Below are 22,151 nucleotides of genomic sequence, written 5' to 3' on the forward strand. Positions count from 1 at the left end.
CTAATAATCATGATCGATGGATGGTGTCTTACGCAGATTTTATAACCTTGTTATTTGCCTTTTTTGTGGTCATGTATTCAATCTCCTCGGTAAATGAAGGGAAGTACAAGACACTGTCCGATTCATTAGGCGAAGCATTTTCAAATAAAGAACAGCAGGGCAATGAGATTGCCCCTATTCAGATAGGCACTTTGCCGACGACTATTCAACCCATTCCATTAGAAAATCCAACGACGGTAGAAGTTGAAGAAAGACGCGAACTGAGTGAAGAAATATTAAAAGAAAGAAAGCAGTTGAGTCAGGTGTCTGGCCAATTCGAGCAGGTTTTAGCGCCTTTTATCAAAGATAATCTGGTTTCAGTCAAGAAAAACGACTATTGGATAGAGCTGGAAATGAATAGCGAAATGCTGTTCTTGAGTGGTGAGGCGGAATTATCCAAAAAAGCGATACCGGTGTTGAAAAAGATTGTCGAGGTGATTAATCCATTGCCTAATATGATTAATATTGAAGGGCACACCGATAATATTCCTATCGATAACATAAAATTCAGGTCGAATTGGGATTTGTCATCCGCCCGGGCAACCAGTGTTGTGCATGAGTTTGTTAAGGAGGGCATTAATCCTCCTCGCTTGTCGGCAATTGGGTATGGAGAATTTCATCCTATTGACGATAACAAGATAGAGGCGGGTCGATTTAAGAACAGGCGAGTGGTTCTGGTTTTAATGTCGCAGGCTTTTGCGCGTTATGGGGCTAATGATGAAGAACGCGCCAAATTATTGAACTTGGCTCCGACAGCGACTGCTGTTGGTCAACCATAATGCCGATTCGGTTAACAATAACGTAAAATGACTGCTAATATTAAAAAATGAGTCGCGTAGGCCGGGTTACGACTGCAAGGATGCAGGAGGTAGAGCAATGCAGGAGCGATTGCCTAACCCGGCCTATTCAAGCGGCAAATACTGGGTTACGGCTACGGCCTAACCCAACCTACGGCAATAAAGTTAGTCATGGGAGGCCAGTATGCTAGAAATACAACCCGTATCACCCTCTTTTCCAGTCGTAAAACCTAAAAAAATTGACCGGGATGATAGTCTCCCAGAGAAGCAGCATCGTAGAAAAAAACAAGAAGTGAAAGAACAGGATGCTGAACCCATGCAACATATTGATGAAGTTGTTTGATGAATAATCCTTTGATGATCGCTCTTATCATTGAGGGCGTGGTGATTGTAATTATGCTTGTGGTACTTTTTTGGCTGGCGCGTACTCAACAGAAGCTTAAACACGATTATTTGGTTCTTAATGATATTGTTCACGGTAATACCAATGATATTGTCGGCTTGTGTACTGCCGCTTTAACGGTGGATAGTCGAATAGCCACCGTGGATAACCGGATAGCCGTTACCGACGAGCAGATCAATGATTTGGCAATAAAGCTTACAGAGGTCGAGAACAATGACCAGTCGGACCACCCGTACAGTGTAGATATCCGAAAAGTAAAAAGTGGAGCCAGCATCAATGAATTAATGCAAAGCTCAGGATTAAGCCATGATGAGGCAGCTTTATTGATTCGCTTGCATGGTTCTAAGCATTCGCTATAAAGAAACAAGACATTAAAAAGCCCGACTAACCAAGTTAGCCGGGCTTTTTAATGCGGGGTAGCGTCAAAGATTATTTATTCTTTGCCGCTGAATACGCCTAACAATTGCAATAAGCTTAAGAATAGGTTGTAGATGGTAATGTATAAAGAAATGGTCGCCAAGATATAGTTGGTTTCGCCGCCGTGAATGATTTCACTGGTCTGGTATAAGATCATTCCGGACATTAGCAGAATAAACATCGCCGATACCGCCAGCGATAACGCCGGTATAGCGAAAAACATTGCGCCAAGACCCGCCAGAAATGCGACCAGAACGCCGACCATCAGGAAGCCGCCCATAAAGCTGAAATCTTTGCGTGTTGTTAGCGCGTAGCCAGAAAGTCCCAGGAATATAACGCCGGTGCCGCCTAATGCGGTCATGATTAATTCATGACCGTTGCTGAATGCCTTAATGTACATGGTTAAAATAGGGCCGAGCGTTAGTCCCATAAAACCGGTCAAGGCAAAAACAAAAACCAAGCCTAAGCTACTGTTGCTGAATTTGGTGGTTAAAAACAGCAGGCCGAAATAACCGATTAGGGTAATGACAGGGCCAAAATGCGGCAGATTCAGCGCCATCGCTGCACCGGCAGTCATGGCGCTGAAAATCAACGTCATCGACAATAACAAATAGGTGTTTTTCAGTACTTTATTGGTTGCCAGAATACTGGATTCCGTGCGTGGAATAGCGGTATTTACTTTCATTTTATTTGGATTCCTTAAAAATACATGGTTAACATAACAAATAGCCTTTTAGATTTTACAAGAGTTTGGAGGTATTGGTAGGAATATTTAGTAGAATACTGAATTATTGACTGATGTTACGCACCCACCCTTCAAAAAGCGTATTATTTCGGGATGGAAAAAATAAAATTAGAATTATACACAGACTACCTGATCTGCAATAACGGGTTTGCGACGGCGACCGGATTGTCGGCAATGATGGAAGGGGATATAAGCCATGACCAGATGACGCGTTTTCTGGCATCGAAAGCATTTACCTCCAAAGACCTGTGGGGGCAAGTTAAAGCGACAGTACGCCAGATAGAACAGGAAGATGGTTGCCTGATATTTGACGATACCATTCAGGAGAAGGCCTGGACGGATGAGAACGAAATCATGTGCTGGCACTTTGATCACTGCAAAGGGCGTTCGGTCAAAGGTATCAACTTGCTGAACGCCCTATACTATAGTGGGGGAGTTTCAATTCCCGTCGCCTTTGAAGTGGTGCGCAAGCCTTACCAGTTCAGTGATGTGAAGACCCGCAAGGTCAAGCGGGCCAGTGAGTTCACCAAAAATGAGCTGATGCGGGAGATGATAGCGACCAGTGTGGCGAATGCCATCAAGTTCCGCTATGTGTTGACGGACAGTTGGTTTGCCAGCAAGGAGAACTTTGAGTTTATCCTGAAGAAAGGCAAGCACTTCATCAGCGCCCTAAAGGATAACCGCTTGGTGGCTTTAACAGAAGAAGACAAGAAAGAAGGCCGTTTTGTACGAATCAGTCAGCTGGAATTGGCGGATCAGCAGGCGGTGCGCGGTTGGATGAAAGGCTTTCAACAGGAAGTGCTTTTCGTCCGCCGGGTCTTTACAAACAAAGACGGCAGCATCGGCCTATTGAATCTGGTATGCAGTGATTTAGCGTGCAATGGCGAACAAGCCGCCACGATCTACCAAAAACGGTGGAAAGTTGAGGAGTTCCACAAGTCATTAAAATCCAATGCGGGGTTGGCAAAGTCACCAACCCGTACGGTCACTACCCAGAACAACCATGTCTTCATGTCGATCTATGCGGTGTTCAAGCTGGAATGTCTGAAGATAAAACACAAGGCCAATCATTTTGCGCTAAGAACTAAGCTGTTTATCAAAGCGAACCAGATAGCTTATGAAGAGTTGCAAAAATTACTGGCTGCGTAACATCAGTTATTGAAAGAATGATTTTTCAGGGCACAGGATTATGACCGAAAATAAACAAACAACACCTTATGAACTGATAGGCGGAAAAACGGCAATACTCAATCTGGTGGAGCGGTTTTATTTTTTTATGGACAGTTTGCCTGAAACGTCCGGAGTTCGAGGTATGCATGCGGCGGATTTGGCGGCTGCGCATGACAAATTGTTCAAATTTTTGTCTGGCTGGCTGGGCGGTCCCGATTTATTTATTCAGGAGTACGGGCATCCAAGATTGCGGCAGCGGCATATTGCCTTTGCAATAGACGAAGTTGCAAGAAATCAGTGGATGTTGTGTATGAATAAAGCCCTAAATGAAATAACCATGGACGCCAATTTCAGGGAAAACTTAAGTCAGGCTTTGCAGCAATTGGCAACCCACATGATTAATCAGGATGGTTAGGTTTACATCTAAAAAAGACGATTAGTCCAGGAAAGACGCGAAATAAATCAGAATAGTGTAAAATATCCAGTAAAGAGAACTGTCATTTCTAATCCAGCATTTTCCTATCAAATCCGGCGCAGTCAGCGGGCTACGCAGACGCGAATCATTGTGACGCCAGGTAAAGTAGAAGTTGTCGCCCCGGTAAAAGTCGCCGAACATAAAATCCATCAATTCGTTCAGTCCAAGCGGGAGTGGATAGTCCGGGCGTTGGCTAAAATTGCAGCTAAAAGTCAACAGCATAAAACGTTGGCTCCGGCTGTTTACGGACATGGCGCTGAAATTCCTTATCAGGGAGTATCGTATAAATTGGCAGTAAGACCCACAAAATTAAAAAGGATAAAAATAGAATTTAGCCAAGAATTTATTGAATTTATTGCCCATGTCCCCGACGCATTGATGATTAAAGACCACAGTGCCGAGATAAAAGAGGCGTTAATACGCTGGATGAAAAAGGAATCGAAAAGCCAGGTAGAGCAGTTGGTAAACCGTCATGCGGAAAAAAAGCAGCTATTTCCCCAGACGATTAAAATTAAAACGCAAAAGAGTCGGTGGGGCAGTTGCGGCATTCATAACGACATCAATATCAATTGGCTGTTGATCATAGCCCCGCTCGAAGTTCTGGAATACGTCGTGGTACACGAGCTTTGCCATATCAAAATCAGGAATCATTCCGCGCATTTCTGGGCTTTGGTTGCCGAACATTTGCCGGACTATCAAAGTAGACGGTATTGGCTGAAAAAACATGGAAGCAGTTTGATGATGGGGTTGTAGTATTTTTGGGGAGCGTTTGCCCTTGCCAAGGTAAGCGATAAAATCACGAACACACTTACCCTGGCAATGACATCGGTTATTTTACGGTCAGCCTAGAAATAACGGCCATTGATCAGAAAGTGGGCGGCGATACTGCCGAAGTAACCCAGCATAATGACCGGCGTCCATTTTAAATGGCTGGTGAAAGTGTAAATTCCTTTAGCCTGTCCCATCAAGCCAACTCCTGCGGCGGAACCCACCGCCAGCATGCTGCCGCCCACACCGGCAGTCAATGTCACGAGCAGCCATTGCCCTTGAGAAATATCAGGATCCATGGTCAGTACAGATAGCATAATTGTGCCGTTATCGATAAATGCTGAGGCAATGCCGACCAGAATATTCGCCATAGTGGGGTCGATGTTGCCGTATAAATGATGGGATGCTACTTCTAAATAGCCGATGAAACTCAAACCTCCGACACCTACCATTACACCGTAAAAAAACAGTAGGGTATCCCATTCCAGGTTGGCGACTTTCTGGAAAATATCAAAAGGCAGTTCCTTGGTCAGCCGTTGATTTACCTCGGCTTGTGGATGATTCATATATTTCATCGGCCCAAAATGATCGATTTTGACATCGGTCAAGTCTACGGGTATCAATATCGAGTGAGAATCACGGGTTTTTTGCAGATAATAACTGAAAAACTTCAAATAGGTCAGACCCATCATCATCCCGGCCGCAGGTGGCAGGCTCAGGAAATTCTCGAAGCAAGCCGAGGTAATAATGGTCAATACGAATAAAAAGATGATTATCCAGGCGCCCCGTTTCATGTCCTGAGCTTCCATTACCGCAGCGGGTCTTTCTTGTGGAATAAAGAAATTCATAATGGCCGCAGGTATTACAAAGTTGATGATGGCCGGAATCAACAGGGAAAAGAAATCGGTAAAAGGCACTACGCCTTTTTGCCATACCAATAATGTAGTGATGTCGCCAAAGGGGCTGAAGGAGCCGCCTGCATTGGAGGCGACTACAACATTGATGCAGGATAGGGTAACGAAGCGCGGGCAATCCTTACCCATAGCCAAAATAACCGAACCCATCAGCAAAGCGGTAGTGAGATTGTTGCAGCCGGACGAGATAAAGAACGACTGAAAGCCGGTAATCCAGAATAATTGCCGATAGGTGAAGTTCTTGCTCAACAGCCAGACCCGCAGGCTGTCAAACACGCCCCTGTCTTCCATGGCATTCAAGTAAGTCATCGATACCATGATGAACAAAAATAGTTCGCCATAACCTTCAAGAGTAGAGCGGAACGCTACCCCTGCTTGCTCGCTCATCTCGCCGTTGGTATAAACGGCAGCAATAAAGATCCAAATCATACTTGCTGCAAACACCATTGGCTTCGATTTTTTTAACTCAGTCACTTCTTCGGTCATTGCGAGAATATAGGCAATTGTAAAAACTACCAGAGCCGTATAACCGGCCCAGTGCTGGGTTAAATCTAACGGTTGTACTTTGCTAATCGCGCTTACTTCATCGGCTGCCATTGATAAAGAAGGAAAAAGCAGGGTGACTAGAAGCGGGGTATATTTTGAGCAAAGCGAGGTTTTTAGCAACTTAACAAGCGGGTAAGATTTATGCTTATTGGAGCTGTTTTTCCCCAATAGACTTAAGAATAGGTAAATTTTAAATAACGCCGCACTCAATGAAAGTTTCATTAAAGTGAAAATAGATAAAAATACTGCATATTGCATAGGGGACTCACAAGAATACAAAATATTAGTGGAAAGATTAGGTCGCATGGTTTGCTCACTGGGCTTAAGCTGAAATTGTTTGGCGCAAAAAACTAACATTATAAGCCGCCTTATAAGCCGCCTTCGATCAATAAACGCTCATGAAGTTTAGGACTTTCGTGTTCGTCGCGTGCATTCTTGGGGATCAAATCGGAATCGGTCCAACTTAACAACAATACCTTCCATTCACTAAATCGGGAGAAGCCGTAGGCGGGTTCCACAACGCTCACCAGCTTGCCTTCTTTGGCATCGTAAATAGTGACACCTATTTTCGCAATGCCTTCCAGTTTGTTATTGCCTAGCAATATAATTTCAGGAATCGGGATGTTACCCGACAGTGGTATCGGGACGCTCAAATCCGGCAGGCCTAGCCAGCGCGTTTTGTCTTGATTGATCGACAATGCGCCCAAGCGAATTTCGATGATGGAATCAGCCTTCTGTTTGTCCATTATGACAAGATAACTCTGAAGCAGTAATTGATCTCTAATCGCCCCGATAGCATATTTGGCATCGGGACTCGACGTATCGAAATATTGAGTATCCAGGAAAACTTTGTTGTGTTTCGGTAAATTAAATTCCAGTTTGCTCGCGGCATGGTCGGCGGCAGTGGAGAGCAAAAGTTGTTCGGTGGCCGTTCTCATCGGAAACGATTCTCTTACCGTTGAACAGCCCGGCAACATGAGAACGAAAATACTGATGGACGCACAACTGCGGCGCAACCCATTTTTGAAATGGTTAGATAGCATTGAAATTTAGAATAATTGCAAAGAAACGAAGAGTAGACGTCTTTCCTAAATACAGCTATGTAGGCCGGAATAAGGCTACCCAAGCATAGCGTGTGGTAGCGTTTTCGGCAGATTTGAAGTGTGTTTTCCGGAAACACAGGTTACATAGCCAGTTCAACTAGTCTTTGCCAGCTTACTGTGATGCATAGAATAAGAAAAATAAACAATCAGCCCAATAACCAGCCAGACCACAAAGCGCAGCCAGGTTAGGGATGGCAGAAACGCCATCAGCGCAGTGCAGGACAGCATGCCAAGTACCGGAAATAGCGGGCTGAACGGTGAGCGGAACGGGCGTTTCATGTCCGGCTTGGTGATGCGCAGCACCAATACGCCTAAGCACACCAGTACGAATGCGGACAAGGTGCCGATGTTGACCAGTTCGGCCAGATCGCCCAGCGGGATGAAGCCTGCGGCTATCGCCATGATGATGCCGCATAGTACGATGACGCGTACCGGAGTTTGGGTTTTGGGGTTCACTGCGCTAAAGAATGGCGACAGCAGGCCATCGCGGGACATCGCGAAGATGATGCGGGTCAGTCCGTAATACAGTACCAGCATGACGGTGGTGAGGCCTGCAATAACGCCGGTTGAGATCAGCGCCGACGCCCAATTGTAACCGAGCAGGTTTAGGGCGTGCGCGACAGGCGAGGAGACGTTGAGTTCGGTATAGTTGACGACGCCGGTCAGCAGGCCGGAAACCAGGATGTAGATGACGGTGCAAAAGCCCAGCGAGGTGACGATACCGAACGGCAGGTCGCGTTGCGGATCTTTGGCTTCTTCGGCGGCGGTGGACACCGCGTCGAAGCCGACGTAGGCGAAAAATACCAGCGATGCGCCGGCTAGAACGCCGGTGGTTTTGCCGTCAGGCAGGGTTTGGAACCAGCCGAACGGCATGAACGGCTGCCAGTTTTCCGGGTGGATGTTGAACGCGGCAACGGCGATAAAGACGGTGATGGTGAGTAGCTTAACAAACACCATCGCATTGTTCACTTTGGCGCTGTGCTTTATGCCGATAATCAGCAGCAGCATCAATATCAGAATAATCGCGGCTGCAGGCAGGTTGATCAGTCCGCCGAGTTTTGGGGCTTTGGTCAACATCTCCGGTAGCGGTATACCGATGGCGGTCAATGCGTTATTGAAATAGCCGGACCAGCCGTTGGCGACGGTCGCTACGGCAAGGCTGTATTCCAGCAGTAAATCCCAGCCGATCATAAAGGCGAATATCTCCCCGAAAGCCACATAGCTGTAGCCGTATGCGCTGCCGCAGCCGCCGACTGAAGCGGATAATTCGGCATAAGACAAGGCGGCGAAAGCGCAGGCGAGTCCGGCGATCACAAATGACAGGGTCACGGCAGGCCCGGATTGAGTAGCGGCGGCGATTCCGGTCAGTACAAAGATACCGGTACCTATGATTGCGCCTATGCCGAGAAAGGCCAAATCCCATTTAGACAGACAACGCTTGAGGCCGCTGCCTGAGTCGTCATCCGAGGTAATGTGTTTGCTGCGAAAAATTTGCATGGACATGGGGCGATCTCTTGTTATTGGGTTGAAGGTAATGTGTTGTATTAATTGAATTATAGGGCTAATGGCGATAATTCCCAAAATAAGCCCAAGAATGCCAGCTAAATTATGCTTAAGCCAGTCTGGCATGATATTATAGTCGGTTTTTTATAGGGGCAGATCTTGGTATTTAGCTGGGGATTGTCTATATTAGGTGCGGATTTATCTACGCCTACAACTGGCAAACAACGTTGGTTGTTGAAAACAGTTATTATTTTTTTATATTGTGTTTCTGAGAAATTTATCGCAATGAATATTCGCGCACTACTTAGCTTTACTATCTTACTGTCCGTCATTGGCGGTCATGCAAATGCTACGACTTATGCTATGCCTGAAAACACTCAGGATAGCATCATCACTCAATACCCTGATGGTATGCCTTTAGCCCATACAGATGAGGACGAAACGTTATTGGATGTGGCACGCCGCTTTCTTTTGGGACAGACAGAAATAGTCAGGTTAAACCCCGATATTGATCGTTGGCTGGTTAAAAAAGGCGAGATTGTTCGTTTATCCAATAAGCGTATTTTGCCGGATTCGCCTCATGACGGAATTACCTTAAATATCTCCGAATACCGTATGTATTATTACCCGCCGACTAAAAAGGGTGAAGCGCCTAAGCGGGTTATGTCTTATGCGCATGGCGTCGGTAGGCAGGATTGGAAGACACCGCTGGGTAAAACCAGAATTACCCGGAAAATTATGAACCCTTCATGGCATCCGCCCGAATCGATCAGACGCGAACATGCGGCGAATGGCGATCCTTTGCCGGTTGTTGTTGCGCCAGGGCCGAATAATCCTTTAGGTACGCGCGCACTGCATCTGGCGCTGCCGGGAGAATACCGGATACACGGTACCGATGTTGACAAGATTCATGGCATAGGCATGCAGATAACGCATGGCTGCGTTCGTATGTATCCTAAAGATGTCGAGGAGTTATACGATATGGTCGCAGTCGGAACGCCGGTCTATATCGTTAAGCAACCTATCAAGGTTGGCTGGCTGGATAATGTTCTTTATGTGGAAGCGCATCCTAGTTTGGAGGGTGAGGAGACTACGCTGGAACAGCGTTTCGCCGTAGCGCTGGGGTTGATTGAAAAGGCTAATAACCAGGAAATGCCTGATTATGATCAAAAAGCGTTAAATCGGGCGCTTACCAATCAGGCTGGTGAGCCTATGGCTATATATGAACGCTTGCCGCCGCTGGAAAATGCGGATCCCGGAGTGCAAACCGAGGAAGCGCCTCAACCGGCTCCGAAACCGCCGCGCCAGCCTTCTCCAACAGGCTATTATCGCGGTTACTAAGGCTGAAGATTGTAAATAACCGCAGGGTGAACAGCTCTGCGGGTAAACCTGTTAAACTACTTTATTTTTAACGCATAACCTTTTTCCCGGTGCATTCCTTTGAAAAAAATCCTTATTTCCGACAAATTGGCAGAAGCCGGTATCAATTATTTAAACGAGCAGCCCGGCATACAAATTCATATTGAAACTGGGCTCAATGAGGAGCAGCTGTGCAGTATCATCGGGGATTACGATGCGCTGTTGATTCGTAGCGATACCCAGGTGACCAAAAAAGTGTTGCAGGCGGCAAAGCGTCTAAAGCTGATAGGTCGTGCCGGTATCGGTGTCGATAATGTCGATATTCCTGCGGCAACGGAACTGGGCATTATTGTGATGAATACGCCGGATGCCAATGCGACCACGACTGCCGAATTGGCCGTCGCGCATATGATGTCGCTAAGTCGGCATTTGCCTAAGGCTGACCGCTCCATTCGCGCCGGAAAGTGGGAGCGCTCCAAGTTGATGGGCTCTGAAATTGCTCATAAAACACTGGGGATATTGGGTTTCGGCACCATTGGACGGATCGTCTCGCAACGCGGTTTAGGTCTGAAAATGCAGGTTATTGCCTATGATCCCTTTGTTGCGCCTGAAATATTTGCAGATCTGGGCGTTGAATCGGTCAGATTGGAAGAGCTGGTGACTAGGGCGGATTATCTGACCCTGCATTGCCCTTTGATCGAAAAAACCCGCAACATTATTGGCAGCGCTCAGCTGGCGACGATGAAAAAAGAAGCGATGATTATCAACTGCGCCAGAGGCGGCTTGATTGACGAAGCCGCTTTGTATGAGGCCTTGAAAAATGGCCAGATAGCCGGTGCGGCGCTGGATGTTTATGAAAATGAACCGCCGGCCAACTCGCCGTTGCTGGAATTGGACAATATCGTTTTTACCCCGCATTTGGGCGCATCGACCAGCGAAGCGCAGGTCGCGGTCAGCGTCGAAATTGCCCGTCAGGCGGTTACTTTTTTAAAGACCGGGGAGGCGGTTAATGCGTTAAACCTGCCTAGAGTATCGGCGGAAGAGCTGAAAAAATCGCGCGAATTTATGACGCTAGCCAATATTCTTGGCAAGGTGTTGGTGGGTCTGGCGACCAAACCGATAGAAAAAATCGAAGTGGCGTTAATGGGCAGGGCGGCAGAAGTTGAAGTGCGTCCGGTTTCTGTCGCTGCCTTAATCGGCGTGTTAAGCGGACAATTTTCCACACCGGTAAACCGGGTTAACGCCGAAAATATTGCCAAGCGCCAGGGCATTGTTCTGGTTGAATCGAAAACCGAAGAAACTCAGGACTATTTGTCGCTGATCAAGGTGACTGGGCATTGCGGGGATCAAACCATTACGCTGGCGGGAACCTTGTTGGGCGGCTGTCATCCGCGTCTGGTTTGTATTGACCAGTTTGATATTGAAGTGGTACCCGAAGGCACCTTATTAGTGACTCAGCATGACGACAAGCCGGGCGTTATCTCGGCAATCAGCAGTGTGCTGGGCAATGCCAATATCAATATCTCCAGGATGCAGGTGGGTACGGCGGATGAACAGCAGCAGGCGATGGCGGTTATTAGTGTTTCCGAACCCTTGACAGATGATTTGTTGCAGCAGTTGTGTCTTATTCCTGCGGTACAGAAGGCTATCCAGATTAACTTATGAGTTTTGATGTCATCTGCTTCGATTGCGACAGCACCTTAAGCAAAATAGAAGGCATAGACGAACTCGCCCGGCGTGTCGGCTTGGGCGAGGAAATGTCCAGATTGACCAATGCGGCGATGAATGGCGAAGTGCTGCTGGAAGCCGTCTATGAACAACGTTTGTCGCTGATCAGGCCAAATCAGGCCAGCATCGACTGGCTGGCTGATTTGTATATCGAGCAGATCGTCGATGGCGCTAAAGAAGTATTTGAGACCTTAACTGCGCTCGGCAAGGAGCTGCACATTATCAGCGGCGGACTCCGTCAGGCTATTTTGCCGCTGGCACGGGTTTTAGGTTTGCCGGAAACTCAGGTTCACGCAGTCGATATTTATTTCAATGCAGACGGCAGTTATTGCGATTATGATCAGAACTCGCCGTTGGCCAGATCGGGCGGCAAAGCCGTTGTTGTGGGCACACTTAAGGCGCAAGGCTCACTGGTTATGGTGGGCGACGGCAACACCGATATGGAAGCCAAGCAGGCCGGAGCCGTTGTGATCGGCTTTGGCGGCGTGGTTGATCGGCAGGTGGTTCGCGAACAAGCCGATTTTTATAGCGCTGAACCGACCTTGGTGTCAATACTGGCGCATATTATATAAACGACCGATTAATTTAACTGTACTTTAAGAGAGAGACAATGGCTGGGCATAGTAAATGGGCTAATATCAAGCATCGTAAAGCAGGGCAGGATGCTAAACGCGGCAAAATTTTCACTAAAATGCTGCGGGAAATAACGGTAGCAGTAAAAACCAGTGGACCCGATGCGGGAAGTAATCCTACCTTACGCACTGCGGTTGATAAAGCTTTGGGTGCAAATATGCGCCGCGATACCATTGATACCGCGATCAAAAAAGCGTCCGGCGCTTTAGAAGGTGTTAGTTACGAAGTCGTTCGTTATGAAGGTTACGGTCCTGGCGGCACGGCGGTTATGGTCGATTGTCTGACCGATAATCGTAACCGCACTGTCGGCGAAGTGCGTCATGCTTTTACTAAAGCGGGCGGCAACTTGGGCACAGACGGCTCTGTGGCTTATCTATTTAGCAAGATTGGCATTCTAAGTTATGCGCCTTCGGTTGATGGGGATGCGCTGATGGAGGCGGCTTTGGAAGCCGGGGCGGAAGATGTCATCGTCAATGACGATGGTTCGGTGGATGTGATGACCACACCGGAAAGCTATCTGGAAGTCAAAGATGCGTTGATTGCCGCAGGTTTTACGCCGGATAATGCCGAAGTTACCATGCAAGCGGCAACCCTGGCTGAACTGGATGCCGAAGGTGCAGAAAAGATGATGCGTTTGATAGACCGGTTGGAAGATCTGGATGACGTGCAGAATGTTTATTCCAATGCGGATATTAGCGACGAAATTATGGATGGGCTGGATTGATGGGTGGCTTTGATATGTTAGGCTAATCCAACATATCGAAGCGGCAATTTTGGGTTATATGTTTAAAAATTTAATATATTAGGATGGACGCTCTATGACAGAGAGTAAAGTTACAATGGCAGAAAAAGATATAGCCCAAAATATTCAACAACTTTTTAAAAGTTCAAAAAGCATTAGAATTCCTGCTTATCAAAGAGCCTATAGTTGGGAAACGAAACAACAATGCTCTCAATTCCTTGAAGACCTTTTAGAGCAAAAAGAAAAAAAATATTATTTAGGACAGTTTCTGTTTGAGATAGATGGCGATGTGCTTTTTATTATCGATGGACAACAAAGACTTACAACAACTATATTGTTTCTTTCAGCTATTGCCAAGATTTTAAATACTCAAGGAGAAAATTCTGAAAATATTAGATCAATATATTTAACGGATATATTTAAAACAATTGATGACGATCAAGTAATTTTCAAAAAAATTACTCAAAAGCACCTTATATCTGCAATTGACAGCACTGAAACCATTTCACAAAGACGAATTATTGAAGCCTTTATCTTTTTTGAGCAAGAATTAAGTAAGCTCGGTATTGATAACATTAAACAAATACAAGCAACTTTAGAAAATGCAATCATAAGCACATTTTTTATTTTAAATAAAATTGAGGCAACACAAGTTTTTGAATACCAGAACAATCGCGGTAAGGAGCTATCACGTTTTGAAGTAATCAAAGCCTATTTAATGCATCAGATTTATATTCAAAGTACAGACTCTAACCAAGCAAATAATGACATTACAGAAATTCAAAGCGTAATTTCAAAAACATACAGATACATGGAAGCGGTTGAAAGTTATTTTTCAGAGAACGAGATTTTAGATAATTACTGCAACTTATTCTTTAATATTGAAGGTAATATTAAAGCAATAAAAGAACGTTTGAGTAAGGAGCAAAACAAGACTAAATGGATAAAGCTTTTCTTTGAAAACCTTGTTGAGATGACACACAGCGCAAAAAGTATAGTAAGTAGCAAAAATCAAACAGAAATTATAAATCTCTTCTTTGTTGGTAATGAAGCAAATTGGAAATTGGTATTGCTTACGCTTTTTTACAAAGGTGAAGTTTCAGGAGATATTTATAAACGAATTTTAAAGCTGCTAGAAATCCTTTGCTTTAAGCTTAAGTTAGGTGATTACAGAACAGACGCTTTGCCAAAATACGCAAAACTCTATTTTAATCAAAAAGATGGTTATAATCTTGATTGCTTGTATCGGGACGTAAGGAAAGCAACAGAAGAAGGTTTCCAATGGTATTGGAACAACGAAGACCATTTTAAAAACATAATACCCAAGTATTTTGATGATCGAAGCCATCATTACGACAGAGGTACAGTCAGATTTGTGTTGTGGCAATACGAAAATAGTCAAAGACTAAAAAATCGTTCAGGAGTATTGTTGGATAAAGATCTATATAACAGTTACACCATTGAGCATATTAAACCTCAACATCCGATCAATGATGAATACACGGAAGATTTCAAGAAAAATCATTTGCATAAAGCGGGTAATTTGGCATTGTTGACACAAAGTCAGAATAGTAAGTTTGGAAACAAATCTTTTGAAAATAAAAGTGAATTATTTCAAGATACTGCTTTATCAAGCTATACGGAAATAAGAGAGAAATCTCAATGGACGGAAACTGAAATTGACGAAAGACATAGAAAAATATCGGAATTTGCAAAACAGTATTTTGACATTACAACGTTGTAAGACGTCCATAAAAAATATGCCATTGTTAGCCCAGCTAATGAATATTTTAATAATTTCTTTTGAAGAATACCCGCTAATTGAGGCGCTGTTATCGCAGCCTAAAAAAATAGTAGATTTCTTAGCTTATTTACATCAATTTTTTCAAATGGTTAAACAAGTATCGTCTAAACGATTCACTTTGGCAGAAGTTAAACAGGCTTGTGATTTTATTTAATGAGAATTTTAGGGATAGACCCCGGTTCAAGAATAACCGGTTATGGGATTATCGAAGACTCGGCGAATGGCTATAAATACATAGCCAGCGGCTGCATTCGGATTAAAGTCGATTATTTTCCTGATCGGCTGAAGCAAATATTCGACGGCATTGTCGAAGTTGTCGAACGCTATCAACCTGAACAAATGGCTATAGAGCAGGTATTTATGCATAAAAATGCCGATTCAGCACTCAAGTTGGGTCAGGCGCGGGGAGCGGCAATTTGTGCGGTTCATACCGCCGGTTTGCCCGTGTTTGAATACGCGGCCCGGCAAGTCAAGCAAGCGGTGGTGGGCAAAGGCAGCGCCGAAAAAACACAGGTTCAGCACATGGTGAAAATTCTGTTAAATATTCAAGGCGAGTTACAGATCGATGCCAGCGATGCGCTGGGCATCAGTATTTGTCATGCCCATTATCAGCAAACTGCACAGCGTTTGCAGCAGGGTTTGTTGCGATGATCGGTTTTCTGCGCGGCAAATTGGCGTTTAAAGCGCCGCCATTGTTGATGCTCGACGTGAATGGCGTCGGCTATGAAGTCGAGGCGCCGATGACGACTTTTTATAATCTGCCCGCCATCGGTTCCGAGATTATGCTGCATACGCATCTGGTGGTTCGGGAAGATGCGCACATCCTATTCGGGTTTTCAACCGAGGCGGATCGGGCTATGTTCAGAACCCTGATCAAGGTCAATGGCGTCGGCCCTAAGCTGGCCTTGGCTATTTTATCGGGGCAGAGTGCTGAAGAATTCCATCGCTGCATTCATAATAATGATACCCAAGCTTTGGTGCGCTTGCCGGGAGTCGGTAAAAAAACCGCCGAACGCCTGGTGATTGAAATGCGTGACCGGTTGCCGGACTTGAGTGATTCAACCGATTCGGTCGATTCATCAGCAGTCGGCGGCGATAAAATACAACGGCTTAATAACCCCAAACAAGAAGCCATCAGCGCCTTGTGTTCTCTCGGCTATAAGCCGCTGGATGCCGGAAAAATGGTGCAAAATATCAGTGTTGAAGGCAAAAGCTGTGAAGATATTATCCGGCTGGCATTACAAGGCTCGGTCAGATGATAGAAAGCGACCGCATGGTGACCGCCACCAGCCATGCCGATGAAGAACGTCAGGATCGTGCTATCCGACCCAAGCGCCTAGCTGATTACATCGGTCAGCAAGAATTGCGCGAGCAAATGGAGATTTTCATTCAGGCGGCAACGGCGCGGCAAGAAGCCTTGGATCATGTGTTGATTTTCGGCCCGCCCGGTTTGGGAAAAACGACGCTAGCTAATATTATCGCCGCCGAAATGTGTGTTAAAATCCGCCAAACATCCGGCCCTGTACTGGATAAAGCCGGTGATCTTGCCGCATTGCTGACTAATCTTGAACCGCATGATGTCTTGTTTATCGATGAAATACATCGCTTAAGTCCGGCGGTTGAAGAGATTTTATATCCGGCCATGGAAGATTATCAGCTTGATCTGATGATAGGCGAAGGCCCTGCCGCGCGCTCTATCAAACTGGATTTGCCGCCTTTTACCCTGGTAGGCGCGACCACTCGTGCCGGTTTGATGACATCGCCGTTACGTGATCGTTTTGGCATCGTTCAGCGCTTGGAATTTTATACGGTTGATGAGTTGGCGAGTATTGCGCTGCGATCAGCCAAAGTGCTGGGCATTGAGATGGAACAGCGCGGCGCTTATGAAATAGCCCGTCGTTCTCGCGGAACGCCCCGAATTGCAAATCGATTGTTGCGTCGGGTGCGGGACTATGCGGAAGTAAAAGGCAATGGCACGATTACTGAGGAGCTGTCCTTTAAGGCTTTGGAAATGTTGAAAGTGGATAATAACGGTTTTGATTCCTTAGACCGCAAACTGCTTATGGCTATGATTGAAGGCTTTGCCGGTGGGCCGGTAGGACTGGATACGTTAGCCGCTGCAATCAGTGAAGAACGGGGTACCATTGAAGATGTCGTGGAACCGTATTTGTTGCAACAGGGATTTATTATGCGCACACCTCGCGGCCGTGTAGTCACCCAGAATGCGTATTTGCATTTTGGCTTGCAGCCGCCAAAACATTTGGGTGCGTCCGAAGATTTGTTTGACTAATTAAACGGATATGAAAGATTTTATTTGGCCGGTGCGCGTTTATTACGAAGACACCGATGCAGGCGGGGTGGTGTTTTACGCTAACTATCTGAAGTTTTTCGAACGGGCCAGAACCGAAATGCTCAGAGCTATGGGCTATGAACAGGATGATCTGATTGCCAATGAAGGCATTATTTTTGTAGTACGTTCCGTGCAGGTCGATTATTTACGTCCCGCCCGGTTTAACCAACAACTACAAGTGAGTGCAAAAGTGAGTCTGGCTAAAAAAGTCAGCCTTATTTTTGAGCAAGTTGTTACCCGAAGTGATGATATTTTGTGCAAGGGCAGTGTTAAAATTGCCTGTTTGGATGCACAAACCCTGCGTCCTAAAGCAATTCCCGAAATTTTATTTAGAGCACTTAGAGCACATCATTAATGAATACTGATTTATCGCTTTTCCATTTAGTTAAAGAAGCCAGCTTTGTTGTTCAATTCGTCATGGTGATATTGCTGGCAGCATCGGTGTCATCATGGACCTTTATTTTCAGCAAACGCAAAGAGCTTAATCGGGCGATTGAAATCACCGATGAATTCGAACAACAGTTTTGGTCGGGCCTGGTATTGGCCGAGCTTTATCGAAAGTTGGCGGCCAAGGATTTTGAGCCGGAAGGCATAGAAAAAATATTCCTGGCCGGTTATAAAGAATTTTCCCGAATGCGCCAGGCCGGTAATGTAGAACCCGGCGTGCAGGTTGAAAGTGCGCAGCGAGTCATGCGTATCGAATTATCGCGTGAATTGGAGCGACTGGATGAGCATCTGGCCTTTCTTGCCACAGTCGGTTCGATCAGTCCTTACATCGGTTTATTCGGTACAGTCTGGGGCATCATGAATTCCTTCATGTCGTTAGGTAATGTCAAGCAGGCAACCTTGGCGCAAGTCGCACCGGGTATTGCCGAAGCATTGATCGCAACAGCCATAGGTTTGTTTGCCGCAATCCCCGCCGTTATTGCGTATAACCGCTTTTCTACTCGACTGGACAGATTGACCGGGCGATATGAGTTGTTTGTTGAAGAGTTCGTCGTATTGTTACAACGGCAGGCACATCAAAAATGAGCGCTCCACAAATGGGCAGAAAAAATGGGCGCAGGAAGCCTATGGCAGAAATCAATGTGGTTCCTTATATTGACGTGACTTTAGTGCTGTTGATTATTTTCATGATAACAACGCCGATGTTGCAAACAGGCGTGGAAGTCGAGCTTCCGCAAGCAGAATCGGCAACCGTAGAATCGGAAGGCGATAACTTACCTGTGGTTATATCCATTAATGAACAAAGCCAATATTTTATTACCATTGATGACCAGGAACCTGAGCAGATACAGCGTGAAGAAGTGGAGGCCCGAGTGATGGCGGTATTAAACAACAAGCCGAAAACCCAGATTTTAATCGGGGCCTATAAGGGTATTGAATATGGTGTCGTGGTTACGCTAATGGCGGGATTAAAAAATGCCGGTGTGCCCAGTGTAGGTTTAATGACTAAGTCGAGCGAACAATAAATTTCGATGGATAGTAAAAGGAAATTTACATGGCCTGTCATTCTGGCCTTGGCTTTGCACCTTACGATTTTAGGTCTGTTTGCTTTAAGTGTTCTGATAAAGCCAGAAAAAATAGAATCGGAAGCAGCGCCGGAGATTATTCATGCTGAAATTGTTGATGAAGCCACCGTTAAAAATCCGGCTGAGGCTACCGCAGAGCCTGTAAAGCAGGAGAACAGTCAGGCTGAAGAAGCAATAAAGCAAGAAACGGAAGTTAATCAAGAGGCCGAGCCGACAGTACAGCAGGCGGAAGCGGCTAAAGCCAAAGCCGAGACAGCCGCGCAGGCCAGGGCCGAAGCCAAACAGGCGGAAGCGGCCCAAGCCAAAGCCGAGGCGGCCGCCCAGGCCAAGGCCGAAGCCAAGCAAGCGGAAGCGGCTAAAGCCAAAGCCGAGACGGCCGCACAGGCCAGGGCCGAAGCCAAACAGGCGGAAGCGGCACAAGCCAAAGCCGAGACGGCCGCACAGGCCAGGGCCGAAGCCAAGCAAGCGGAAGCGGCTCAAGCCAAAGCCGAGACGGCCGCACAGGCCAAAGCCGAAGCCAAACAGGCGGAAGCGGCTCAAGCCAAAGCCGAGATGGCCGCACAGGCCAGGGCCGAAGCCAAACAGGCGGAAGCGGCCCAAGCCAAAGCCGAGGCGGCCGCACAGGCTAAAGCCGAAGCCAAACAGGCGGAAGCGGCTAAAGCCAAGGCCGAAGCCAAGCAAGCGGAAGCGGCTAAAGCCAAAGCCGAGACGGCCGCGCAGGCCAGGGCCGAAGCCAAGCAAGCGGAAGCGGCTAAAGCCAAAGCCGAGACGGCCGCACAGGCCAGGGCCGAAGCCAAACAGGCGGAAGCGGCACAAGCCAAAGCCGAGGCGGCCGCACAGGCCAGGGCCGAAGCCAAACAGGCGGAAGCCGCCCAAGCCAAAGCCGAAGCGGCCGCACAAGCCAGGGCCGAAGCCAAGCAAGCGGAAGCGGCTAAAGCCAAAGCCGAGGCGGCCGCACAGGCCAGGGCCGAAGCCAAGCAAGCTGAAGCGGCTAAAGCCAAAGCCGAGGCGGCCGCACAGGCCAGGGCCGAAGCCAAGCAAGTGGAAGCGGCCAAAGCCAAAGCCGAAGCGGCCGCACAGGCCAGGGCCGAAGCCAAACAGGCGGAAGCGGCTAAAGCCAAAGCCGAGGCGGCCGCCCAGGCCAGGGCCGAAGCCAAACAGGCGGAAGCGGCCAAAGCCAAAGCTGAGGCGGCCGCCCAGGCTAAGGCCGAAGCCAAACAAGCGGAAGCGGCCAAAGCCAAAGCCGAGGCTGCTGCAAAAGCCAAGGTTGAAGCAGAGCGGGTTGAAGCGGCTAAAGCGAAAGTGGCAGCAGAAAAAGCAGAAGCTGCTAAGGCGAAAGCCGAGGCTGAAAAGGCGGAGGCGGCAAGGATGGATGCAGAGCAAGCGAGAATGGATGCAGAACAAGATCAGTTGGCGATAAAGACTGCCGCCACCGCCATTCGGCAAAAAGTAGCCAGAAGCTGGATTCGACCGGTTTCTGCTTCATCAGGTTTAAAGTGTACCATTCAGGTTAGGCTGATGTCCGATGGTACGGTGATAGATGCAGTGGTTGTTACCAGCAGTGGTGATGCTATTTTTGATCGTTCAGCAGAAAATGCTGTACATCGAGCATCGCCGCTTCCAGTGCCAGCAGATAAAGAATTAGCAGCCAAAGAATTTAAGTCATTTAAGTTTTTGTTTGATCCAGATCGCTCCCGATGATCTGAGGCACGGTATTCATCATAAAGATGTCGTTGATGCGTCAGCGTCGATTATTTAACGGTTAAGTTATTGAGGGTAAACAAGTGAGTTTTTTTAGAAAATTTTTGTTGATATGTTTGGTTGGTTTCTATATGCCAAGTAGCCACGCAGAGCTGACCATTGAAATTACTGAAGGTATTGAAAGTGCCTTGCCTATTTCAATCGTTCCTTTTGCTATGCAAGGGGCGTCGGGCGTTCCAGTTGATGTGAGTTTTATAGTGGATTCGGACTTGGGGCGCAGCGGTTACTTTAAAACGCTGGATAAGCAAAGTATGCCAGGTAGACCCAGTACGGCGGAAGCGGTTCAGTTTAAGGACTGGCAGGCTATAGGCCAGAGTTATCTGGTTATCGGTCAAATAACTGAAGACCATGGGCAGTACAATGTCCAATTTCAGTTGTTTGATGTCTATAAAGGCGGACAGTTGATGGGCTACCGAATGACCTCATCAGCGGCTAATTTGCGCAGAACGGCTCATCAAATCAGTGATCTTATCTTTGAGAAATTAACCGGTAAGAAAGGTGTTTTCAGTGGTCGAATTGCTTACATTACCAGCAGTAGACAGGGCAAACAAAGTACCCATAAGCTGCAGATTTCCGATGCGGATGGATTTAATGCGCAGACCATAGCCTCATCTGTGGAGCCGTTGATGTCCCCTGCATGGTCGCCCGATGGTAGAAAGATAGCCTATGTCTCATTTGAGAAAAAAGCAGCTGCAATTTATGTTCAGACCTTAGCGACCGGCGATAGAGCAAGAATTGCCGAATTCCCCGGTATTAATGGCGCCCCCTCGTGGTCGCCGGATGGGACAAAATTGGCTTTGACCTTGTCTAAAGATGGCAGTCCTGATATCTACACCTTAAACCTGCTGACGCGATCTTTAACCAAATTGACCAGTAGTTTTGCCATTGATACCGAGCCTACTTGGTCTCCTGATGGCAGCAGTATTGTCTTTACCTCGGATCGAGGCGGAAAGCCGCAACTGTATATTATGTCTAGCCAAGGTGATGATCAAAAAAGACTTACATTTTCAGGTAGTTATAATGCCAGTGCCAGTTTTTCACCGGATGGTAGAAGTATAGCCATGGTACATGGGAATGGCAGCGATTATCGTATTGCGGTGATGGATATGGCAACCAAGTCAGTTAATGTCATAACTGATGGGCGATCAGATGAATCTCCAAGTTTTGCCCCGAATGGTAGTATGATTTTGTATGCTTCCCAGAAAGGTAATGCAGGTTACTTATCAGCTATATCATTGGATGGTAAAATGCAGCAGAAGCTGGTATTCGATAGTAACGACGTTCGGGAACCGGCATGGGCGCCTTAGTTCGACTGGACTTAATATATTTTTTGTAAAATTAAATTAATAGACTACTTTTTGG

General features: G+C 46.7%; 24 protein-coding genes. 20 read left to right on the forward strand and 4 right to left on the reverse strand.

Annotation, left to right across the window (positions count from 1 at the left end; genetic code table 11):
• The first annotated feature begins 20 nt into the window (after positions 1-20).
• From motD to ABXJ76_RS05780, 3 genes are all read left to right on the forward strand, one after another.
• Positions 21-818, forward strand: a complete 798-nt coding sequence (gene motD, locus ABXJ76_RS05770; RefSeq protein ID WP_432745031.1) for a flagellar motor protein MotD — start codon at positions 21-23, stop codon at positions 816-818.
• Between the two features lie 202 nt (positions 819-1,020).
• Complete coding sequence (locus ABXJ76_RS05775) at positions 1,021-1,179, forward strand: hypothetical protein (RefSeq protein WP_432745034.1); 159 nt, start codon at positions 1,021-1,023, stop codon at positions 1,177-1,179.
• Entirely contained in the window at positions 1,179-1,598 is a 420-nt protein-coding gene (locus ABXJ76_RS05780; RefSeq protein ID WP_432745037.1) for a DUF2802 domain-containing protein, read from the forward strand. Before ABXJ76_RS05775 ends, ABXJ76_RS05780 begins: the two co-directional genes overlap by 1 nt.
• Positions 1,599-1,672: 74 nt before the next feature.
• Here ABXJ76_RS05780 and ABXJ76_RS05785 read toward each other — a convergent pair whose 3' ends face one another.
• Positions 1,673-2,341, reverse strand: a complete 669-nt coding sequence (locus ABXJ76_RS05785) for a Bax inhibitor-1/YccA family protein (RefSeq protein WP_432745039.1) — start codon at positions 2,339-2,341, stop codon at positions 1,673-1,675.
• Positions 2,342-2,494: 153 nt separating this feature from the next.
• On the opposite strand from ABXJ76_RS05785, the gene ABXJ76_RS05790 reads away from it, so the two are divergent.
• The 3 genes from ABXJ76_RS05790 to ABXJ76_RS05800 all read left to right on the forward strand — a co-directional run bounded on the left by ABXJ76_RS05790 (position 2,495) and on the right by ABXJ76_RS05800 (position 4,799).
• The gene (locus ABXJ76_RS05790; protein WP_432745041.1) at positions 2,495-3,550 is read left to right on the forward strand and encodes an IS701 family transposase; all 1,056 of its coding nucleotides are present in this window, start codon (positions 2,495-2,497) and stop codon (positions 3,548-3,550) included.
• A 40-nt stretch (positions 3,551-3,590) separates the two neighbouring features.
• Positions 3,591-3,986 (forward strand): group II truncated hemoglobin, encoded by a 396-nt coding sequence (locus ABXJ76_RS05795; RefSeq protein WP_432745044.1) that lies wholly within the window; start codon positions 3,591-3,593, stop codon positions 3,984-3,986.
• Positions 3,987-4,136: 150 nt separating this feature from the next.
• Positions 4,137-4,799, forward strand: coding sequence for a M48 family metallopeptidase (locus ABXJ76_RS05800; protein WP_432745047.1), 663 nt, complete (start codon positions 4,137-4,139; stop codon positions 4,797-4,799).
• Between the two features lie 92 nt (positions 4,800-4,891).
• Here ABXJ76_RS05800 and nhaD read toward each other — a convergent pair whose 3' ends face one another.
• From nhaD to ABXJ76_RS05815, 3 genes are all read right to left on the reverse strand, one after another.
• A complete protein-coding gene (gene nhaD / locus ABXJ76_RS05805; protein ID WP_432745050.1) occupies positions 4,892-6,325 on the reverse strand; it encodes a sodium:proton antiporter NhaD in 1,434 nt (477 codons plus the stop codon).
• Between the two features lie 317 nt (positions 6,326-6,642).
• The gene (locus ABXJ76_RS05810) at positions 6,643-7,212 is read right to left on the reverse strand and encodes a DUF6655 family protein (protein ID WP_432745052.1); all 570 of its coding nucleotides are present in this window, start codon (positions 7,210-7,212) and stop codon (positions 6,643-6,645) included.
• A gap of 258 nt (positions 7,213-7,470) precedes the next feature.
• Complete coding sequence (locus ABXJ76_RS05815) at positions 7,471-8,880, reverse strand: amino acid permease (protein ID WP_432745055.1); 1,410 nt, start codon at positions 8,878-8,880, stop codon at positions 7,471-7,473.
• Between the two features lie 285 nt (positions 8,881-9,165).
• On the opposite strand from ABXJ76_RS05815, the gene ABXJ76_RS05820 reads away from it, so the two are divergent.
• The 14 genes from ABXJ76_RS05820 to tolB all read left to right on the forward strand — a co-directional run bounded on the left by ABXJ76_RS05820 (position 9,166) and on the right by tolB (position 22,096).
• Complete coding sequence (locus ABXJ76_RS05820) at positions 9,166-10,221, forward strand: L,D-transpeptidase family protein (RefSeq protein WP_432745058.1); 1,056 nt, start codon at positions 9,166-9,168, stop codon at positions 10,219-10,221.
• Positions 10,222-10,320: 99 nt separating this feature from the next.
• Entirely contained in the window at positions 10,321-11,904 is a 1,584-nt protein-coding gene (gene serA / locus ABXJ76_RS05825) for a phosphoglycerate dehydrogenase (protein ID WP_432745060.1), read from the forward strand.
• Positions 11,901-12,539 carry an HAD-IB family phosphatase gene (locus ABXJ76_RS05830; protein ID WP_432745062.1) on the forward strand — a complete coding sequence of 213 codons (639 nt, stop codon included), beginning with the start codon at positions 11,901-11,903 and terminating at the stop codon, positions 12,537-12,539. Before serA ends, ABXJ76_RS05830 begins: the two co-directional genes overlap by 4 nt.
• A gap of 38 nt (positions 12,540-12,577) precedes the next feature.
• Positions 12,578-13,324: a YebC/PmpR family DNA-binding transcriptional regulator gene (locus ABXJ76_RS05835; protein ID WP_432745065.1), complete on the forward strand. Its 747-nt coding sequence runs from the start codon at positions 12,578-12,580 to the stop codon at positions 13,322-13,324.
• 94 nt (positions 13,325-13,418) lie between these two features.
• On the forward strand, positions 13,419-15,086 hold the full coding sequence (locus tag ABXJ76_RS05840; protein ID WP_432745068.1) for a DUF262 domain-containing protein: 1,668 nt from the start codon (positions 13,419-13,421) through the stop codon (positions 15,084-15,086).
• 16 nt (positions 15,087-15,102) lie between these two features.
• Positions 15,103-15,300, forward strand: a complete 198-nt coding sequence (locus ABXJ76_RS05845) for a hypothetical protein (protein ID WP_432745071.1) — start codon at positions 15,103-15,105, stop codon at positions 15,298-15,300.
• Positions 15,300-15,797, forward strand: coding sequence for a crossover junction endodeoxyribonuclease RuvC (ruvC, locus tag ABXJ76_RS05850; protein WP_432745074.1), 498 nt, complete (start codon positions 15,300-15,302; stop codon positions 15,795-15,797). The genes ABXJ76_RS05845 and ruvC overlap by 1 nt, the downstream gene beginning before the upstream one ends.
• The gene (gene ruvA, locus ABXJ76_RS05855) at positions 15,794-16,405 is read left to right on the forward strand and encodes a Holliday junction branch migration protein RuvA (RefSeq protein ID WP_432745076.1); all 612 of its coding nucleotides are present in this window, start codon (positions 15,794-15,796) and stop codon (positions 16,403-16,405) included. Before ruvC ends, ruvA begins: the two co-directional genes overlap by 4 nt.
• Positions 16,405-17,436: a Holliday junction branch migration DNA helicase RuvB gene (gene ruvB / locus ABXJ76_RS05860; RefSeq protein WP_432746454.1), complete on the forward strand. Its 1,032-nt coding sequence runs from the start codon at positions 16,405-16,407 to the stop codon at positions 17,434-17,436. Before ruvA ends, ruvB begins: the two co-directional genes overlap by 1 nt.
• 10 nt (positions 17,437-17,446) lie before the next feature.
• Positions 17,447-17,851 (forward strand): tol-pal system-associated acyl-CoA thioesterase, encoded by a 405-nt coding sequence (gene ybgC, locus ABXJ76_RS05865; protein ID WP_432745079.1) that lies wholly within the window; start codon positions 17,447-17,449, stop codon positions 17,849-17,851.
• Entirely contained in the window at positions 17,851-18,528 is a 678-nt protein-coding gene (gene tolQ, locus ABXJ76_RS05870; protein WP_432745081.1) for a protein TolQ, read from the forward strand. The genes ybgC and tolQ overlap by 1 nt, the downstream gene beginning before the upstream one ends.
• Positions 18,525-18,968, forward strand: a complete 444-nt coding sequence (tolR, locus tag ABXJ76_RS05875; protein ID WP_432745082.1) for a protein TolR — start codon at positions 18,525-18,527, stop codon at positions 18,966-18,968. Before tolQ ends, tolR begins: the two co-directional genes overlap by 4 nt.
• A 6-nt stretch (positions 18,969-18,974) precedes the next feature.
• Complete coding sequence (gene tolA, locus ABXJ76_RS05880; RefSeq protein WP_432745084.1) at positions 18,975-20,729, forward strand: cell envelope integrity protein TolA; 1,755 nt, start codon at positions 18,975-18,977, stop codon at positions 20,727-20,729.
• An 83-nt stretch (positions 20,730-20,812) separates the two neighbouring features.
• Positions 20,813-22,096 (forward strand): Tol-Pal system beta propeller repeat protein TolB, encoded by a 1,284-nt coding sequence (gene tolB, locus ABXJ76_RS05885; RefSeq protein ID WP_432745086.1) that lies wholly within the window; start codon positions 20,813-20,815, stop codon positions 22,094-22,096.
• Positions 22,097-22,151 lie beyond the last annotated feature (55 nt).

Source organism: Methylobacter arcticus (genome assembly GCF_050917435.1).
GTDB classification, from domain to species: Bacteria; Pseudomonadota; Gammaproteobacteria; order Methylococcales; family Methylomonadaceae; genus Methylobacter_A; species Methylobacter_A titanis.

Excerpts from the sequence above, each read along its gene's own strand:
- motD (WP_432745031.1), top strand. The coding sequence starts at position 21 with ATGGTGTCTTACGCAGATTTTATAACCTTGTTATTTGCCTTTTTTGTG.
- ABXJ76_RS05775 (WP_432745034.1), top strand. The coding sequence starts at position 1,021 with ATGCTAGAAATACAACCCGTATCACCCTCTTTTCCAGTCGTAAAACCT.
- ABXJ76_RS05780 (WP_432745037.1), top strand. The coding sequence starts at position 1,179 with ATGAATAATCCTTTGATGATCGCTCTTATCATTGAGGGCGTGGTGATT.
- ABXJ76_RS05785 (WP_432745039.1), bottom strand. The coding sequence starts at position 2,341 with ATGAAAGTAAATACCGCTATTCCACGCACGGAATCCAGTATTCTGGCA.
- ABXJ76_RS05790 (WP_432745041.1), top strand. The coding sequence starts at position 2,495 with ATGGAAAAAATAAAATTAGAATTATACACAGACTACCTGATCTGCAAT.
- ABXJ76_RS05795 (WP_432745044.1), top strand. The coding sequence starts at position 3,591 with ATGACCGAAAATAAACAAACAACACCTTATGAACTGATAGGCGGAAAA.
- nhaD (WP_432745050.1), bottom strand. The coding sequence starts at position 6,325 with ATGGCAGCCGATGAAGTAAGCGCGATTAGCAAAGTACAACCGTTAGAT.
- ABXJ76_RS05810 (WP_432745052.1), bottom strand. The coding sequence starts at position 7,212 with ATGAGAACGGCCACCGAACAACTTTTGCTCTCCACTGCCGCCGACCAT.
- ABXJ76_RS05815 (WP_432745055.1), bottom strand. The coding sequence starts at position 8,880 with ATGTCCATGCAAATTTTTCGCAGCAAACACATTACCTCGGATGACGAC.
- ABXJ76_RS05820 (WP_432745058.1), top strand. The coding sequence starts at position 9,166 with ATGAATATTCGCGCACTACTTAGCTTTACTATCTTACTGTCCGTCATT.
- ABXJ76_RS05830 (WP_432745062.1), top strand. The coding sequence starts at position 11,901 with ATGAGTTTTGATGTCATCTGCTTCGATTGCGACAGCACCTTAAGCAAA.
- ABXJ76_RS05835 (WP_432745065.1), top strand. The coding sequence starts at position 12,578 with ATGGCTGGGCATAGTAAATGGGCTAATATCAAGCATCGTAAAGCAGGG.
- ABXJ76_RS05840 (WP_432745068.1), top strand. The coding sequence starts at position 13,419 with ATGACAGAGAGTAAAGTTACAATGGCAGAAAAAGATATAGCCCAAAAT.
- ABXJ76_RS05845 (WP_432745071.1), top strand. The coding sequence starts at position 15,103 with ATGCCATTGTTAGCCCAGCTAATGAATATTTTAATAATTTCTTTTGAA.
- ruvC (WP_432745074.1), top strand. The coding sequence starts at position 15,300 with ATGAGAATTTTAGGGATAGACCCCGGTTCAAGAATAACCGGTTATGGG.
- ruvA (WP_432745076.1), top strand. The coding sequence starts at position 15,794 with ATGATCGGTTTTCTGCGCGGCAAATTGGCGTTTAAAGCGCCGCCATTG.
- ybgC (WP_432745079.1), top strand. The coding sequence starts at position 17,447 with ATGAAAGATTTTATTTGGCCGGTGCGCGTTTATTACGAAGACACCGAT.
- tolQ (WP_432745081.1), top strand. The coding sequence starts at position 17,851 with ATGAATACTGATTTATCGCTTTTCCATTTAGTTAAAGAAGCCAGCTTT.
- tolR (WP_432745082.1), top strand. The coding sequence starts at position 18,525 with ATGAGCGCTCCACAAATGGGCAGAAAAAATGGGCGCAGGAAGCCTATG.
- tolA (WP_432745084.1), top strand. The coding sequence starts at position 18,975 with ATGGATAGTAAAAGGAAATTTACATGGCCTGTCATTCTGGCCTTGGCT.